This is a genomic window from Anaerotaenia torta, assembly GCF_050433395.1.
In the GTDB taxonomy this organism is placed as follows: Bacteria; Bacillota; Clostridia; order Lachnospirales; family Lachnospiraceae; genus Mobilitalea; species Mobilitalea torta.
Window position 1 is genome coordinate 42,644 of sequence record NZ_JBNPXH010000017.1, and the last position, 17,305, is coordinate 59,948.

At 44.1% G+C, this 17,305-nt stretch carries 14 protein-coding genes and 1 pseudogene; 2 read left to right on the forward strand and 13 right to left on the reverse strand.

Features of this window, described 5'->3' with window-relative positions; translation table 11 throughout:
• Positions 1–11: 11 nt before the first annotated feature.
• Together HNQ56_RS22235 and HNQ56_RS22240 are read right to left on the reverse strand one after the other, a co-directional pair.
• Positions 12–1,235: a Gfo/Idh/MocA family protein gene (locus HNQ56_RS22235; RefSeq protein WP_429150541.1), complete on the reverse strand. Its 1,224-nt coding sequence runs from the start codon at positions 1,233–1,235 to the stop codon at positions 12–14.
• Positions 1,236–1,611: 376 nt separating this feature from the next.
• A complete protein-coding gene (locus tag HNQ56_RS22240; protein ID WP_429150542.1) occupies positions 1,612–4,092 on the reverse strand; it encodes a glycoside hydrolase family 94 protein in 2,481 nt (826 codons plus the stop codon).
• Positions 4,093–4,358: 266 nt separating this feature from the next.
• Here HNQ56_RS22240 and HNQ56_RS22245 point away from each other — a divergent pair, with 266 nt between their 5' ends.
• Entirely contained in the window at positions 4,359–5,063 is a 705-nt protein-coding gene (locus tag HNQ56_RS22245) for a hypothetical protein (protein ID WP_429150544.1), read from the forward strand.
• 139 nt (positions 5,064–5,202) lie between these two features.
• Positions 5,203–5,415: pseudogene (locus HNQ56_RS22250) on the forward strand (transposase zinc-binding domain-containing protein); the annotation flags it as partial.
• A 10-nt stretch (positions 5,416–5,425) separates the two neighbouring features.
• On the opposite strand, the gene HNQ56_RS22255 reads toward HNQ56_RS22250, so the two are convergent.
• The 11 genes from HNQ56_RS22255 to HNQ56_RS22305 all read right to left on the reverse strand — a co-directional run bounded on the left by HNQ56_RS22255 (position 5,426) and on the right by HNQ56_RS22305 (position 17,252).
• The gene (locus HNQ56_RS22255; protein ID WP_429150545.1) at positions 5,426–6,871 is read right to left on the reverse strand and encodes a leucine-rich repeat protein; all 1,446 of its coding nucleotides are present in this window, start codon (positions 6,869–6,871) and stop codon (positions 5,426–5,428) included.
• A 315-nt stretch (positions 6,872–7,186) separates the two neighbouring features.
• A complete protein-coding gene (locus tag HNQ56_RS22260; protein ID WP_429150546.1) occupies positions 7,187–7,444 on the reverse strand; it encodes a hypothetical protein in 258 nt (85 codons plus the stop codon).
• Positions 7,445–7,481: 37 nt separating this feature from the next.
• Positions 7,482–8,684, reverse strand: coding sequence for a leucine-rich repeat protein (locus HNQ56_RS22265; protein ID WP_429150548.1), 1,203 nt, complete (start codon positions 8,682–8,684; stop codon positions 7,482–7,484).
• A gap of 472 nt (positions 8,685–9,156) precedes the next feature.
• The gene (gene asd / locus HNQ56_RS22270; RefSeq protein WP_429150550.1) at positions 9,157–10,239 is read right to left on the reverse strand and encodes an aspartate-semialdehyde dehydrogenase; all 1,083 of its coding nucleotides are present in this window, start codon (positions 10,237–10,239) and stop codon (positions 9,157–9,159) included.
• A gap of 127 nt (positions 10,240–10,366) precedes the next feature.
• Positions 10,367–11,359: a tRNA dihydrouridine synthase DusB gene (dusB, locus tag HNQ56_RS22275; protein WP_429150551.1), complete on the reverse strand. Its 993-nt coding sequence runs from the start codon at positions 11,357–11,359 to the stop codon at positions 10,367–10,369.
• 189 nt (positions 11,360–11,548) lie between these two features.
• Positions 11,549–12,322, reverse strand: a complete 774-nt coding sequence (locus tag HNQ56_RS22280; RefSeq protein WP_429150553.1) for a type III pantothenate kinase — start codon at positions 12,320–12,322, stop codon at positions 11,549–11,551.
• A 63-nt stretch (positions 12,323–12,385) separates the two neighbouring features.
• Positions 12,386–12,727 carry a DUF6145 family protein gene (locus tag HNQ56_RS22285; RefSeq protein WP_429150554.1) on the reverse strand — a complete coding sequence of 114 codons (342 nt, stop codon included), beginning with the start codon at positions 12,725–12,727 and terminating at the stop codon, positions 12,386–12,388.
• A gap of 26 nt (positions 12,728–12,753) precedes the next feature.
• Positions 12,754–13,017: a DUF6637 family protein gene (locus HNQ56_RS22290; RefSeq protein ID WP_429150555.1), complete on the reverse strand. Its 264-nt coding sequence runs from the start codon at positions 13,015–13,017 to the stop codon at positions 12,754–12,756.
• Positions 13,018–13,065: 48 nt separating this feature from the next.
• Entirely contained in the window at positions 13,066–14,004 is a 939-nt protein-coding gene (gene argF, locus HNQ56_RS22295) for an ornithine carbamoyltransferase (protein ID WP_429150556.1), read from the reverse strand.
• A 153-nt stretch (positions 14,005–14,157) separates the two neighbouring features.
• Positions 14,158–16,047: an LTA synthase family protein gene (locus HNQ56_RS22300; RefSeq protein ID WP_429150557.1), complete on the reverse strand. Its 1,890-nt coding sequence runs from the start codon at positions 16,045–16,047 to the stop codon at positions 14,158–14,160.
• Positions 16,048–16,313: 266 nt separating this feature from the next.
• On the reverse strand, positions 16,314–17,252 hold the full coding sequence (locus tag HNQ56_RS22305) for an SPFH domain-containing protein (RefSeq protein WP_429150559.1): 939 nt from the start codon (positions 17,250–17,252) through the stop codon (positions 16,314–16,316).
• Between the last annotated feature and the right edge of the window lie 53 nt (positions 17,253–17,305).

Consider the following 17,305-nt stretch of genomic DNA (forward strand, 5'->3'; position numbering starts at 1 on the left):
GATATTCCTCCCTACAGATGAATCCTCTTTCCTTCTCTTCTCGATTTCTCCGCAGCAAAGGCCATTAAATGGCTTTGCAGGGACAGACGGGCCAGTGTCTTCCTATTACCGCCCTTCCCGCCGGCCGCATCCAAAAAATCTTTCAGCAGTCTGGCGTCTCCGCCTCCATGGCTGGAAACAATTGTTTCGGATTGGATGGAAATCTGCTTCTTTTCCTTCGTCAGGAAATCGTATACTTCAATCTCGCCGCGGTCCAGATGTCCTCTGATGTCTCCCTTTGTGCCGAAGATACGCATGGTTCTGGTGTTCTCACTGGAAAAGCCCGTCATATTGAAGGATACGGTCAAGCCATCCTCCATGGCAAAGATCGCGCTTTGATGATCACAGACATCATTATCACAGTGAAACACGCAGCGTCCATATTGACCGTTTTTCAACACCTCATACCGGGCGGCAAAGGAGGTATCCGCAGAGATGCTTTCCGTAGGCCATCCCACCTGGGTGATCTGATTCAAATAAAGTCTGGGCGCAAAATAGGGACAGGAGGTTTCATAAGGACATCCTTCCAGACAGAAAGCCGGTGCGCCTTCCGGAGCATTCTCTTCCTTGTAGTAGGTGAGACCTCCTTCCGAAACTACGGATAAGCACTTCTTTCCTGTCAGATAACCGATCAGATCCAGATCATGACATGATTTTGCCAGTATAAACGGGCTGGAAATGGTCTCATTCCTGAAAACTCCCCTTACATAGGAATGAACAAAATGCCAGTGAGCGCAATTTTCCGTCATTTCCATATTCACCAGACGGCCTATTCTTTCCTCCTCCAAGAGCTCTTTCAGCTTTTCAAAAAAAGGAGCATAACGCAATACATGGCATACCATGAGAATTAACTTCTTTTCCTCCGCCTTTTCCACCATATCAATGCATTCCTGCTCTGAATCAGACATTGGCTTTTCCACCAGTACATGATATCCTTTGTCCAGGGCGGCTATTGTTGATGAATAATGCACCTTGTCGGGAGTCGCGTTAATAACCGCATCCGCAAATTTTTCTTTTGACAGGACCTGTGTCCAATCGCTATATAATCTTTCTTCCGGGATTTTAAAATCCTTCGCCAGTTTATTTAATTTCTTTCTATCAGGGTCTGCTACAGCAACGATATCCGCATTGTATTGTCTGCAAAATCGTGTATAGTTTCTTCCGCGTCCGCCTGCTCCTAAAATAATCACTTTCATAATAATGACCATGCCCTTTCTCAAACTATCTTGTCTTTCCTATACAGGTATCCGTTCGTCACCTTCGATATCTTATCTTAACAATACAAAAAAAACAATTCTACTTCAATCTTGTTAGAATTGCATCAAAAGATTTCTCTATATTGCTTTTTTATATTTGATTTATAATATATTTTTCTCACCTCCATAGTATCTCCCTTTCTTTTTTTATATAACCCGCATTTGCATGAGCGAAAAGAAACAAAAAAAGGCCGCTGTACAATGGGATTCAAAAAATCCATTTTACAACGACCTCTTGTTCCGATTTCAATATCAAAATCGGTATTACAAGCTCCAACGGCGTATCAGAACTCCATCAGAATCCCAAATGCCCTGATCAGCCAAGTACAACCTCTACCTCATGAATCGTTTTATTTCCTGCAAGGGACGCTGCATTTTCCAACGGAATAAGATTCCCTTTCACTTCCTTGCCATCCACTGTCATTTTAACCACACCCTTTGATACATGATTCGGGTTCTTCACTGTGATATGATATTGTCTCCCCCGGAATTCACGGATTACCCTATACTCATCCCATGCTCCGGGGATGGAAGGATCTATCTGCAAGCCGTCATAATCCGGCTTAATTCCCAGAATCGCCTGGGAGATTGCCACGAAGTTCCAGGATGCCGTTCCCGTCAGCCAGGAGTTCTTCGCCTCACCATGGCGCTTTGCATCCTTGCCGGCCACCATCTGAGAATATACATAGGGCTCCATACGATGGATCTCCGAATATTCCTCCGTATAGGCCGGAGCAATCCGGGTGTAATAATCAAAGGCCTTATCCCCTCTGCCCACCAGTGCCTCCGCAATCATAATCCAGGCGTTGTTGTGGCAGAAGATCCCGGCATTCTCCTTATAACCCGCCGGATAAGTAGAGATTTCGCCGTATTCCACATAATATTTTGTATAGGCAGGATTCTGAAGAACCAGGCCATACTTCGTTCCGAGCCGTTCCTCCACCGCGTCCAGTGCCTGAATAGCTCTGCCGTCCTCCATACCGCAATTACCCATAATGCATAAGCCCTGGGATTCAATAAAGATCTTGCCTTCTTCATTCTCTTCGCTGCCGACCTTTCTTCCAAAATCATCATAGGCGCGGATAAACCAGGAGCCATCCCAGCCATCCTTCATGATAACCTCGCGCATCTTTCCGGTTTCCTTCTGTATGCGCTCCGCCTCCGCCTCATTGCCGGTCTTCTTCATCAAAGCCGCGTATTCATCGCCAATATAACAGAACATACCGGCAATCATCACCGATTCGGCAACCTTGCCGTCCTTGCTGGTAGTGGTCTGGAAAGATTCTCCCGGTTCAGTGGAGAAGCAATTCAGGTTAAGGCAGTCATTCCAGTCCGCCCTTCCGATCAGCGGAAGTCCGTGGGGTCCCAGATTGTTCAGCACATGATCCATGGAACGCTTCAGATGGTCAGCCAGAGGCGTGCTGGTGGTCTCATCATTATCAAAGGGAGTCATAACCTCCAGGATGGAGAAATCACCGGTTTCCTTTATGTAGGAGGTAACCGCAAGCACCAGCCATAGCGGATCGTCGTTGAAATTGCCTCCGATCTCATCATTTCCCTTCTTGGTTAAGGGCTGATACTGATGGTAGGCGCCGCCGTCCGGAAGCTGGGTGGAGGCCAGATCAATAATTCTTTCCCTTGCACGGTCCGGAATCTGATGCACAAAGCCCAGGATATCCTGGTTGGAATCCCGGAAGCCCATTCCCCGTCCAATACCGGATTCAAAATAGGAGGCGCTTCTGGATAGATTGAAGGTGACCATGCACTGATACTGGCTCCATATATTTACCTGGCGGTTCAGCTTCTCATCGGAGGAAATGACCTTATATCTGGATAACAGCTGATCCCAGTACGCGCCAAGCTCTTCCAGCGCCCTGTCCACCGCCTCAGCATCAGAAAATCTGGCAATCATCTCTTCCGCCTTTTTCTTATTGATTACATTCTTGCCAGTCACATCACCAGTAAGGTTGTATTCAAACTTCTCTTCAAAAGCATTCTCGATATATCCTAATACAAATACATAATCCCTGCTCTCACCCGGCTCCAGATTCACCTCCAGGCAATGGGAGGCGATGGGATGCCAGCCGTCGGCAACGGAATTACCGCTCTTCCCCGCCAACACTGCCTGCGGGCGCTCAAAGCCCTCATAGGTTCCCAGAAAGCTCTCACGGTCAGAATCAAAACCGGCAATGGGAGCATTGACAGAGAAAAAGGCATAGTGATTCCTTCTCTCCTTGTATTCCGTCTTGTGGTAGATTACAGAACCCTTGATCTCTACCTCACCTGTATTATAATTCCTCTGGAAATTGGTCATATCATCCTGGGCATTCCACAAACACCACTCGAGGAAGGAGAACAGCTTCACCTGCTTCCTTTGATCCGAGGTGTTCCGGATCGTCACCTTATGAACCTCCGCATTGGTATCCATGGGAACAAAAAAGGTTACCTCTGTTTCCACGCCTCCCCGCGCGCCGGTAATCCTGGTGTACCCCATACCATGCCTGCATTCATAATGATCCAGCTCCTTTTTCACCGGAGCCCATCCCGGTGACCACACGTCACCCCCGTCATTGATATAATAATAGCGTCCGCCTCCAAGATCCAGGGGCACATTATTATACCGGTAACGGGTTATTCTTCTGAGCTTGGCATCCTTATAGAAGCTGTAGCCCCCCGCCGTATTCGAGATCAGGGAGAAAAACTCCTGAGAGCCCAGGTAATTGATCCATGGATAGGGAGTCGTGGGTGTGGTGATTACGTACTCCTTCCTGGAATCGTCAAAATATCCAAATTGCATAGATAATACCTCCTTATAACTATTTTGCATTGCAGCTTATACTCTCCTCCCACATTATATTATACCTCCGCCCCCATTTCAACAAAAACCGTAACAGATCAGCCGGCGGCAGGGAGGAGGGCATGGTGCTCCCTGCCGTCGGCTGATTTGTTATAACCAACCTCATTTTTAAGAGATATTTTATAATTAATTTCTTTTTTTATCCTTGTAAATATGATAGACTATATGACACAGGAACCAGTATGATATAAAGCGAGGTTTTAAACATGCCGAAGGAAACCAGACTTGCTGATGACGCGGTAATCTATCAGCAGAGGCAAGAACTAACAGAGAAGCAAAAACTAAAAGATATGTCCAATCAGGAAAAGCTGGCATATCTATGGGAATATTACCGTATCCATGCCCTGGCTGCTATTGCCGCCATCGCACTGATAGCCTATATTATCTATGAGATTGTGACACCCGATATCGAGACCCTCTTCCAGGCGGCAATCATAGACAGCCCCGTCAGCGATGAAGTGTGGGAACAGTACCGGGCCCAGTTTGAAGAATATCTGGATCTGAATCCCGAACTTCAGGAGATACAGTTGAATTCCTCCTTCTACCTGAGCAGCGACGGCGAATATGCGATGAATATGCAGCAGGTGTTTGCCGCACGTGTTGCCGCACGTGAGATAGATGTAATCATTGCTCCGGAGTCCCGCTTTAAGTCTCTCACTTACAGCGGTTATATGGACAAATTGACAGACCGTATACCTACGGATCTCTATGCCAGCCTGGCGGAATACATGTTCCAGTCCGACACGGAAGCAGAGCCCGACCGGCAGAGTGTCTACGGCATCTATCTGACCAGCACAAAGCTCTTCTCGGAGAATTCCGTCAGTCCCGAGCCATATCTCCTGGGAATCGTGGCCAATGCGGAGCATAAGGATAATGCGGCAGAATTTCTGCGTATGCTTTTTAATGAGTAATCGGTTTTTCTATAGGAAATGATGGACACATCAGTATAAAGAGCTAACGAAGTGCCTTCGGCACTCTCAACTCCCCTGACCCCTCAATCATGAGGGGAAGGGGCTTTCTTTTTGTGCTACTCTATTGTAAAATACTCCTATGAACATACTTCAAGAGATTTTTTCCGATTATTATGAACATATCCTCTACCAACTTCATCCCAGGTCTTCCGTTCTTGAAAATGTTGATAAGATGATCCATTGCGGAGACCCTTCCTATGACGGCGTCTTCTGGGGCTGCCCTCTTTATGGTGACCTTAAATATGTTGCTTTTCACTGCAAAAGCCGTTTCTGCCCCTCTTGTGGCAAGAAAATTTATATTCTTACTTGCCTAGTTTATAATTCATTAAAGTTATAAACTCTGGAGTTACAAAACAACCTTTATAGACGTTTATATAACTTAAGTCAAGATTCTGTTTCTTATCCTTGAATGAACTTAAACAAGCATTTTCAAAAGTTACATCTGAAAGTACACGTTTACCATCGATAATAGCAATATTTAATAAATATTGTTTATCCGTACGTCCATCTTTAGAATATGGAATAACTAAGTTCTTTATATTGCATGCTATGAGTAATTGTGCTCTTAAATCTTCAACACCTTCTATTGTAAATATTTTGTATTTTAAAACTTTTGATGCAGTCGAATATTTAGAATCACCATAGCCATAAAGGTACATGGATGGATCTTCAGTTAAGTTTTCTACTATATAACGGTGTATAGCTATGTAACGCTCTTTATCTGTCTTGTACATTTTCATTATGGATTGTGCGACTTTTTTTACATCTTTTGAAACAGTTCTTTTTAAACTGTTATTAAAGTCTTTTTGTGAAATTTTATTAATGAAATCTTCATTGTACTTTAATGTCTTAACAGAGCTTACAATAGATGGTAAAATGTCTTGTAAGTTGTATGATATTTTACTATAAGCTTTTTCAGAACCTTTTGGAACCACAACCGGATTTGATAAAACTACACAATCAATTATAGGAGGATTCTTACTTTTAAATTCTATTATGTCTAAAGTTTTTGGGATAGAAGATAGGCGCTTAATGGTTTGTGGCAGTGTAAGTTTAGAGATATAATAGCCATTGCTTATAGAGTTAATGGAAAAATAATTACATGAAAATGCAGAAGCACGAATAATTTCAACACCTTCTTCTACAACAAAAGAATTACTTGATACAAGTGCAATTATTAGTTCCTTTCCATCCTTTGTATAAAGAATTTTACCTTCTTCACTAGTTTTAAAGTAAGGATTAAAAATGTCCACAGTGATTTTTTCTAAGAATTCACAGTATGCAAATGCATTATCATAAATAACACTTACATTTTTAGAAATATAGATTTCTACTATACCAGAATAAGCAAAAGCATTCCATCTAATTTTTATAATGTTATCAGACAGTATTACTTTTTTTAACATCTTTTTGCCTTCGAAGGCCCAATCAATGGCCACTACCTTATAGGTTTTTCCTTCATATGTTATTGTTGCAGGTACGCTTACTTCTTCATCACAAGATTCTCTGTCAATTTTACCTTTTTTATCGATGCTATAACTACCATTTACTACAGCCATATCGGTAGGGTCACCGAAATCAAGTAAAGGTCTGTAAGTTAGTCCATCCTTGTCAAAAGATTCACCGTACTCATTACCAATTACATCTATATCATCCCCAGCCCTCGCCACTTGCATTGGTATATTAATAAGGGATAATACAAGTAAAATCGCTACTATTCCTTTGAGCCGCCCCATAATTTTTTTCATAATATAATCTCCTTATTTGGATAATGTCCAAGTTTCAGACTCTTCAACTAATAACTTCGCTATAATTTTATTATATAAAAATTTTTACAAAATCAATATTAAACAACTAATAAAAAGTGGCGTGATATTATGTTGTTACAAATAATATCATTCATAGAATCCCGCTCCATTACTTGATAAAGATCCAAATTAAAATTCATTCCTATTCTTTCAGTTCTAACAATTTTTAGAATTATACAACCCAACTATTGACTCTGAACCAGCATTTATTATAGAACCGCAATTTGCTGGTATGTTGTTTATCATAATTTTAAACTAGTTTAAAAATTTTTTATCTAATGATGCAACGTCAAGAGATATATCGTAATATTCAAATTTTTTGATATCTAAATCTAGTTTTAGATCTTTATCTTTCATAATAGGACTACAAATTGATTCAGCGGCCAAATCCATAATTATTGCTTTATTATCAACTATTGCAATATTAATCATGTATTCTTGAGATCGCTTTTCATCTTTAGTATACATGATTTTATAGCATTCTATATCAACAGCTGTTAACATAGTCATCATAAAGTTTGCGATACCATTGAATGTTCCAATTCTGTACTTAAAGACGCCCATAATCACTAGCATATTTAGGATTACCAAAACCATATTTAAATAGATCTTCATTAAGTACTATATTTTCCATTCCCCATCTATAAATAGCTAGTGCTTTATCCTCTTGTGTTTTGCAATCCTTTGTCAATTTTTCTGCTAAGTTTTTCATTTCCTTCCACTGTTTATTTGTAAGATCGGTAGGTTTAATTGCCTTGAAATCTTCTTTAGCTACTAAAGCATTAATAACCTTTTCATTTGCCGAAAGATTTTTTATTGATGATATAACTTGAGAAGATTCAAGTTTTCCGGCTGAATGGGAGAGTTTTTTGTATATTTTCTCGTAACCCTTTGGAACTTTAATTATAGCATAAGATAAATCACATCCTACTTTTGGAAGAGTTTTCCCTTTAAATTCTACAATTTTTGTAGAAATTGGAAGGGCTCCAGAACCAATAAGTTTAATTGTTGAAGGAAATATAACTTTTTCAACATAATCACCATATTCATGAGTACCTTCAAAATACATATTAGTACTTAATGCACAAGAGTACACATTTTCTACACCTTCTTGTATAGTTATGGTCTTGCGGTTCAAATTGATAGTAAATAACAAGTCTTTTCCATCTTTGGAATAAAGTGCTTTTGAATCAGTTTTAAAGTGCAAATTTTCTTCACTAACAGCAATCTTTTTTAGTTCAGTACAACATAAAAAAGCTGTGTCATAAATTAGTGTAACATTCTTAGGAATATAAATTTCAAAAATTCCTGTCATTGAAAATGTTGCTGTTCTAATCTTTATAATACTATTTGGTAAACTCACCTTTTTTAACATTCGTTTGCCTTTGAAAGTTTCATTAGTAGCTACTACCTTATAAGTTTTTCCATTCCATGTCACAGTCTCTGGTATTACCACATTTTCAGCACATGAACTTTCATCCACATTACCTTTTTTATCAAATACATAACTACCTGTTACAGAAACCATATCGGTAGAATCTCCAAAATATAATAAGGCTTTATAAATCAATAAACTGTCAGTAGGATTTGCCTTATACTCTTCTGTTTCATGGGTATAGAACATTTCACCATACTCATTACCTATTACATCCACATTATCCCCAGCTCTCGCCACTTGCATTGGTATATTAATAAGGGACAATATGAGCAAAATTGTTACTGCTCCTTTAAACAGATCCATAATTTTCTTCATAATATTACCTCCTTATTTGAGAAATATGTCTAAGTTTCAGACATGTTCCCTAATAACTTTACTATAATTTTATCATATAAAAATTGCTACAGCAATCGATAAAATAAACAACTAGCGAAAAGTGGAAAAGTGATATACCCTTCCTCTGATTCCCGAAAATATATCGTTGCTGACGAAGGATATCCTATAGGAGACAGTGATGCTAAAACAATGGATTATGATTGGACATTATTTGTATGGAGCACTTCCTTTCGGAGAGTATTGCATCGTAACAAATACTATAGTTTATGTAAAGACCGATGATTTTAAGGAATATTATTTTGTTGCATCATTCAGTTATTAGTAGCATATATACGAAATGCCGCAACATAAACACAAATATTTATGCTGCGGCACTTCGCTCATGAATGCTCACTCCCGCTGACCATACAGATACAATTTTCTTATCTTCATGCTCATTGGGTTTTCCCTTTTATTTTGCTGTGATATGTCCCAGCGCTTTTAGCAACTCCGCAGTGAGAACCGCACCGCCGGCGGCACCGCGGACTGTGTTATGAGACAAGCCCACAAACTTATAATCAAAAACCGAATCTTCCCGAAGTCTTCCGCAGCAGACTCCCATGCCGTTCTCATAGTCCCGGTCCAGCTTTGCCTGGGGACGGTTATCTTCTTCAAAATATTTGATAAACTGCTTCGGGGCGCTGGGCAGCTCCAGCTCCTGGGGAAGTCCCCTGTATTCCGCCCAAGCCTTGAGTATCTCTTCCTTCTCCGGCTTCTTTTCAAAATTCACAAATACCGCGGCTGTATGTCCGTCCGTTACCGGAACACGGATGCATTGGGTGGTGATCACAGGGCCATCCGCCTTCACGATCTGTCCGTCCGCTACCTTACCCCATATACGCAGCGGCTCCTGCTCGCTCTTCTCTTCTTCTCCGCCGATATAGGGAATTACATTGTCCACCATCTCCGGCCAATCAGCAAAGTTCTTGCCTGCTCCTGAAATTGCCTGGTAGGTAGTAGCCACTACCAGCTTCGGCCCGTACTGGCGCAGGGCATGAAGGGCAGGCGTGTAGCTCTGAATGGAGCAGTTAGGCTTCACGACAATAAAGCCTCTCTCGGTTCCCAGTCTCTTCTTTTGTGCGGCAATCACATCCAGATGCTCCGGATTGATCTCCGGAACTACCATGGGAACATCGGGAGTCCATCGATGGGCGCTGTTATTGGATACCACCGGAACCTCTGCCCTGGCATAAGCTTCCTCTATGGCTTTGATCTCTTCCTTGGTCATATCTACCGCACTGAAGACAAAATCAACACCGGCACTCACTTTTTCAACATCATTTACATCCATTACAATTAACTTCTTTACGCTCTCCGGCATCGGAGTCTGCATCTTCCAGCGTCCGCCCACTGCCTCCTCGTAAGTCTTCCCTGCACTTCTGGGGCTGGCTGCCACCGTAACCACCTCAAACCAGGGATGGTTCTCCAACAGGGAAATAAACCGCTGTCCCACCATACCGGTTCCTCCAAGGATACCTACTCTTAATTTGCCCATTCTATACTTCCTCCCTTTGTTCTCGTACGACATACATTTGTCTTCGCTGTAAATATACTATATACTAATTTTCAAAAAAATCAACACTTTTTCTCAGAAATCCGAAGATTTGTTACTATTATATAAGTTAATTCCCGGCAGGTTCCTCTGTTTGGTTATTTTTTTCGTATTCCTCCAGCAACCGCTGAAGATCGTCCATGGTTTCAATTTCATTGACCCGGCTTCGCAGTCTGGCAGAACCGGGATAACCTGTGGTATACCAGGCCACATGCTTGCGCATCTCCCGAATTCCGGTGAATTCTCCCTTATAATCCACCGACATGGCCGCGTGGCGAAGAATCATCTCCCTGACCTCTCGAAACTCAGGTCTGGGGAGCAGGATACCCTGTTCCAGGTAAGCCTTTATCTCAGCAAACAGCCAGGGATTCCCCCGGGTTCCCCTTGCCATCATGAGTCCGTCGCAGCCTGTCTGCCGAAGCATATTCCCGGCATCCTGGGGAGTAAAAATATCTCCGCTTCCAATAACGGGGATTGACACCGCTTCCTTCACCTGACGTATAATCTCCCAGTCCGCCTTGCCGCTGTAGTACTGCTCCCTGGTTCTGGCATGTACGGCAATTGCCGCCGCGCCATTCTCCTGGGCTATCTTTGCCACCTCCACCGCATTAACGCTCTCTTCATTGAAGCCCTTGCGTATCTTTACGGTTACCGGCTTGCTATAGCCCCTGACCACCTCGCGGACAATCTCGCCGATCCGTTCCGGCTTCTTCATAAGGGCGGAACCCTCTCCGTTGTTGACCACCTTGGGAACCGGGCAGCCCATATTAATGTCCAGAATATCAAAATTACGGTGCTCCAGCCTTCTGGCTGTCTCTCTCAGTATGCCGGGATCCTCCCCGAAGAGCTGAAGGGCCGCCGGACGTTCCTCCTCCGCTATCTGGAGAAGGCTTTCCGTATTCTTATTATTATACTGAACCCCCTTGGCACTGATCATTTCCGTATATACAAGATCCGCTCCCTGTTCCTTGCATAATATGCGAAAAGGCAGGTCTGTCACTCCTGCCATGGGCCCCAGGCACAATATTCCCTTCAGCTTCACGTTACCTATCTGCAAACTCATGAAATCTCCATGTCCTTCCTGTCATTCATCCTAATAACCAATACGATAAATAAAGATATTGGCATTCAGCATATGCTCATACCAATATCTTCCTTCCTGCTGCTCCTGAACCAACATCCAGGCGCGCAGATATATAGCGGCTGCAGGCCGTCCGGCAAAGCAGGCCAAACCGCAGCATACAAGCAAAACCTAGCGTGCTTTATTTTTATCATTGATGATCTTCAATCCCTTAAGCGTCAGATTGGGATCATATATCTCAATGGCATCCGTCGCCTCGGATATGATCTTTCCCAGACCTCCGGTTGCAACCACCCTGCATTTCTCAATTCCTGCTTCCTTCAGCATCCTTTTAATAATATACTCCGTCTGACCGATGCAGCCGAAAACCAGACCCGCCTGCATGCTGGTCACCGTATCCTTCGCCAGGATAGTATCCGGCATGGCAATCTCGATCTCCGGAAGCCTGGCTGTTCCGTTCCACAATGCGTCAGCACAGAGGCGTAGGCCAGGGCTGGTTACCGCAGCAATAAAGGTTCCATCCTCTGTAATCAGATCATAGGTAATGGCCGTTCCGAAATCAATGACCAGGACCGGTCCGCCATAGATCTCATAAGCAGCCACCGCATCCACCACACGGTCAGCCCCCACCTCCTTGGGATTTACCGCTCCGATCTTAATGCCGGTCTTGGTTCCGATTCCCACGATCAGGGGGGTTAGGCCCAGGTACTTAATAATCCCGGAGGTAAGGGAGTGCATCAGCTTCGGCACCACGCTGGCAATGGCAACTGCCGTAATCTCTTCCATCTGGATCTGCTTTGCCTTCAGCAGATCATACAGCACCAGGCCATATTCATCCGAGGTGCGGATTGTACTGGTGGTCAGGCGGAAGCTGGCCTTCAAATTCATTTCTTCAAATACCCCTAAGGTTATATTGGTATTTCCAACATCAATCACTAATAACATATTTAACCCCTCCGTAAAACCATCGTACCAGACGCCGGTATACGGCGCTGACTTTGTGCTGTGTTATAAAAGCTCCGAGGCATTTTCCCCAAGAAAAAACACCTTGTAATACAATTCTAAAGCCTCCAGCAGCTCCTCCTTGTCCCTCTGAAGCTGTTTCATCTTCAGTGCGCTGCCGATTTCATCATAAAAGAAATCATCCTCCCGGGAATCCACCCGCATCATCAGCGTACCGTCCTCTTCAAACTCCAGCGATAGTATTCCGCCGATTTCCTCCGTAAACAATACGCACATTATCTTCAGCTCCTGCTTGATCTGCTCCGGCAGGGCATCAAACTCATGATTAAACCAGAATTTCTTCTCATAGGCGCTGCTGGCACATAGCACAGCCTGCTCTTGCTCCATATCCGTCTTCCTTCCCTGTTAAGCTTTTATAGCATGTCCATAATAATAAATCCTAACACGATCACAATGATTCCCATCATAAAGAAAGTCATCCCCATCGTCTTTCGTTTCGGATTCTTCCAATTCTTTAATCCGTTTAAAATATTAACCAGACCGCCGAACAGACAGATGGAGAGAATGGCATAACGGTTGCTTGGGTTATAGAACACCAGAACCAGTGAAACAATCAAAGCGATTCCCGCCAGCGTATTAAACAAATCCATCCGGTTGGATGCATTGTCTTTTGACATGAATCTCTTCCATTGCGCCTTCAGCTTGCCCACACTTTTCACCTCAGTTTATCTATTTCCTAATGTAGCCACCATAACCGCCTTAATGGTATGCATACGGTTCTCCGCCTCATCAAATACCACCTCGGCAAACCGCTCAAACAGCTCTGCGGTCACCTCATTCCCCTTTACTGCCGGCAGACAGTGCAGGAATATGGTATCCTTCTTCCCTGTCAGGCTGAACAATTCATCATTTACCTGATAAGGCCTCAAAAGAGCAACCCGCTCAGCTGCCTTGTCTTCTTCGCCCATGGAGCACCAGACATCGGTATAGATTGCGTCTGCTCCCTCCACCGCAGTGAGCTGGTCCGATATATCGATCCTGCTGCCGGAGACCTTGGCATATTCCTGGCAGACAGCGGTTAACGCTTCTTCCGGCCACAGCTCCTTCGGAGATAATATGGTAAAATCAATTCCCAGCTTGGAAGAACCGATCATAAGGCTGTTGGCCATATTGTTGCGTCCGTCACCGACATACACCAGCTTTAACCCTTTTAGCTTACCAAACTGCTCTTTCAAAGTCAAGAAGTCCGCAAGAATTTGTGTGGGATGGTCTTCATCCGTAAGGCCGTTCCACACGGGAACGCCGCTGTACTTTGCCAGCTTTTCCACAGTCTCCTGCTGAAAGCCCCGAAATTCAATTCCGTCAAACATCCTGCCAAGAACCCTGGCGGTATCCTCCACACTCTCCTTATGGCCCAGCTGGATATCTGACTTGCCCAAATATTCCGGATGGCCTCCTTCATCCACACAGCCCACCGTAAAAGCACAGCGGGTTCTTGTGGAGGGCTTCTCAAAAATCAGGGCAATGTTCTTACCCTTCAAGCGATCTCCCGTAATTCCCTGCTTCTTCTGCTCCTTTAATTCTCCCGCCAGATCAATGAGGTATTCGATCTCCTCCGGTGTAAAATCCTTTAATGTGAGTAAGCTCCGTCCTTTTAAATTCATATGATCCTCCTTATATTTATACTTTTAAATGTTTATTTATACATTATTCCAAGTTTCATGATTTGTCAAGAAAAATATGAGAGCCTGCATCCAACACCCTGCCCGGGCCTTGAATACAAGCTCTTATCTTCATCTTTATTCACAGAAGCAGAATTACTCCTCTTCCTTCACAGCCTCCGGTGCCTCATCTTCTGTTTCCGTCACCTCATTGGTAATAAAGTTGGCCATTAAATTCTGCCCCAATATCTCCTTCGAAGTGGTCTTGAGCAGGATAGCCCTCTCGTACTGCTCCCGGTAGAGGGACGCATCAACCTCCTCATTGGTGCCGATTTTCCAGGCACGGCTTCCTTCGAAAATCCCTCCCCTGGAAATCTCAAATATAATATCATTGGTGGCAAAGGACCCTTCAAGAAGATAGCTGGTGAAAGCAACAAAGCCCTCTTTGGCATTGGACAGATCCTGTCCTACAATGAAGGTATCATCCAGGGACAGTCCCATAATATTGGCCATTGTCGGCATGAAATCCACCTGACCGCCTGTCGTATGGATGGTCTCCCGCACTCCGCTGCCGGGCACGTGTATAATCAGAGGTACATTAAGCATCTCATCATAATCATAGGTACGGCCAAGGAAAGCATTCATCTGCGCCGTAACCTCATCCATTCCGCAATTCAGACCATGATGGTCTCCGTATAAGGCAATTATCGTGTCCTCGTACAGTCCGGCCTCTTTCAGATCCGCAATCAGCTGACCGATAGCCTCATCCGTATAATGCACGGACTGCAGATAGTCCCCGAACTTGGTGTTCTCGTCCTCTTCCGCCAAGGTCAGCGTACGATACTGCTCATCAATATCAAAGGGATGGTGATTCGACAGGGTAATGGCAAAGGTAAAGAATCTGGAAGTCTGCTGCCGAAGTATCGGTACCAGCTGCCCGAACATAGACTTATCCGAGATACCCATGCCAATCATCTCATCCTGGTTTAAGTCCTCCATGCTGTAAAAGTCCTGGAAGCCCTGGTAAGGATAAGCATTCTCACGGTTCCAGAAGCTGCCTTCAAAGCCATGAACGGCAAATGCATAATAGCCCTTCTCGCGCAGCAGCCAGGGCAGTCCATGAAAGGTATTGGCTTCATATAAGCGATAGCTCTCCCCGTCCGCCACCGGATACAGGCTGTTCATACTGGTAAATTCCGCATCCGCCGTATTCCCCTTACCGACATTGGTATAGTAATGGTCAAAATATAAGGTATCTCTTTCCGCCAGGCGGTTCAGATTAGGAGTGATCTCCTGTCCCTGATACTTCGCTCCTATGACAAAATCCTGCACTGCCTCCAACTGGATAACAATTAGATTCTTGCCCTCACCGATTCCTCGGTAGCGGGGAGCCTCAGGCTCCGGCACCACCTGGTCCAATACCTCCAGAATCTCCTCCTGCTGCATCTTCTCCGGCCCCAGATGATCAGAAATCGTCTCATAGATATCGGTCACATGGCTTGTAAAAAACTCCATACTGTTCACCCGTTCAATTGCAGCAGAACGGAAGGGGTTTACACACAGAGTAATCATCACTGCCGTCAGAACATAGACCAGATATTTCAGCTTACGCCAGGAATAAATTTTTTTCAAAATATCCCTCGATGCGTATTTTTGAAAGCTGTGATATGCAAATGGGATATCCAAAAACAGCAAAAAGCTGGAGGGTATGATGGTCGCAATAAAGCTCTTGGGAACCGCCGTCACACTCTTTGCCTGCCATAGCTGCTTAATGGATACCGTCTGATTATAATAATTATAGTACATGGTGTCTGCAAACATCAGCAGACTCAGCAGAAAATAAACGATCAGGAAGATCCCCCTCTTCCTCTTCAGACCGCATCTGCCAAAGCCTAAAAAGATTACTGCCCACACAATCAGGCTGAAAGCAATCATAACGATTTCCATCCGATGAACCCTGATCAGTGAATAATATACCGCCATCTTCCCCACAAACAGGAGTGCAATAAGATACGGTGATGCCAGAATTTCTTTTAACTTTTTCATAAAGCCTCCCTAAATCTCTAACACAAGCGCAAAACATACATTCGATCCGTACAAGTATGATGTCTGCGCCATTATACTTCATCACTCTGACAGAATCAAGATAAAAAACAACTAAATTTCTTACATTTTTCTTACTATTCTTTTATTCTGCCGCTGATATTTCCATAAAATCAAACGAATGCCATAACCGGAATATTCTGTCCATTAGTTATGGTCGGAATCCGGTCACCGCATTCGTTTTATATCTATTCTCTGCTGAAGCAAGGCTAGTTACTGCCATCCTCTTTGCCAACCTCGGTCAATGCTTTGACCATACCGGCCAATCCCTGGATTTCGGAAGGAATAATAATCTTTGTCGCCTTACCGTCCGCCGCCTTAGCAAATGCCTCCAGACTCTTCAACTGTATTACCGCATTGCTGGGAGCAGCTTCATTGAGAAAACGCAATCCCTCTGCCATGGCCTTCTGCACGGTAACCGTAGCCTCTGCCTGACCTTCGGCCTCCCGGATCGTCGCTTCCTTCTTCGCTTCCGCCCGGAGAATAGCGGAACTCTTCTCGCCCTCTGCCTCCAGAATTGCCGATTCCTTCTTACCTTCTGCCACCAGAATCGCCGACTTCTTCTGACCCTCGGCAATCAGGATCGCTTCTCTTCGTTCCCGTTCCGCCTTCATCTGCTTCTCCATGGCGTCCTGAATTGCCGCCGGAGGGACAATATTCTTTAATTCAACCCGGTTTACCTTGATGCCCCAAGGGTCGGTTGCCACATCCAGGGTCACCCTCATCTTGGTATTGATGATTTCCCTGGAGGTCAGGGTCTCATCCAGCTCCAGGTCACCGATGATATTACGAAGGGTGGTAGCCGTCAAATTCTCAATGGCCATCAGTGGATGCTCCACACCGTAAGTAAACAGCTTCGGGTCGGTGATTTGGAAGAATACTACCGTATCAATCTTCATTGTTACATTGTCCTTCGTGATAACCGGCTGGGGAGCAAAATCCGCTACCTGCTCCTTCAGCAGCACCTTTCTGGAAATCTTATCAATCAGCGGCATCTTGAGATGAAGACCTACATCCCAGGTCGCCTGATAGCCTCCCAGCCGCTCTAAAATATAGGCATTGGCCTGGGGAACAATCTTGATACAGGAAGCTACGATTAACAGTATCAGTATTGCCAAAATAATAACAAGAACCTGCCCTAAATTCATTTTATGAATCCTCCTTATTTTTTAATATCAAGAGTTACCGGCAATGTAACAAT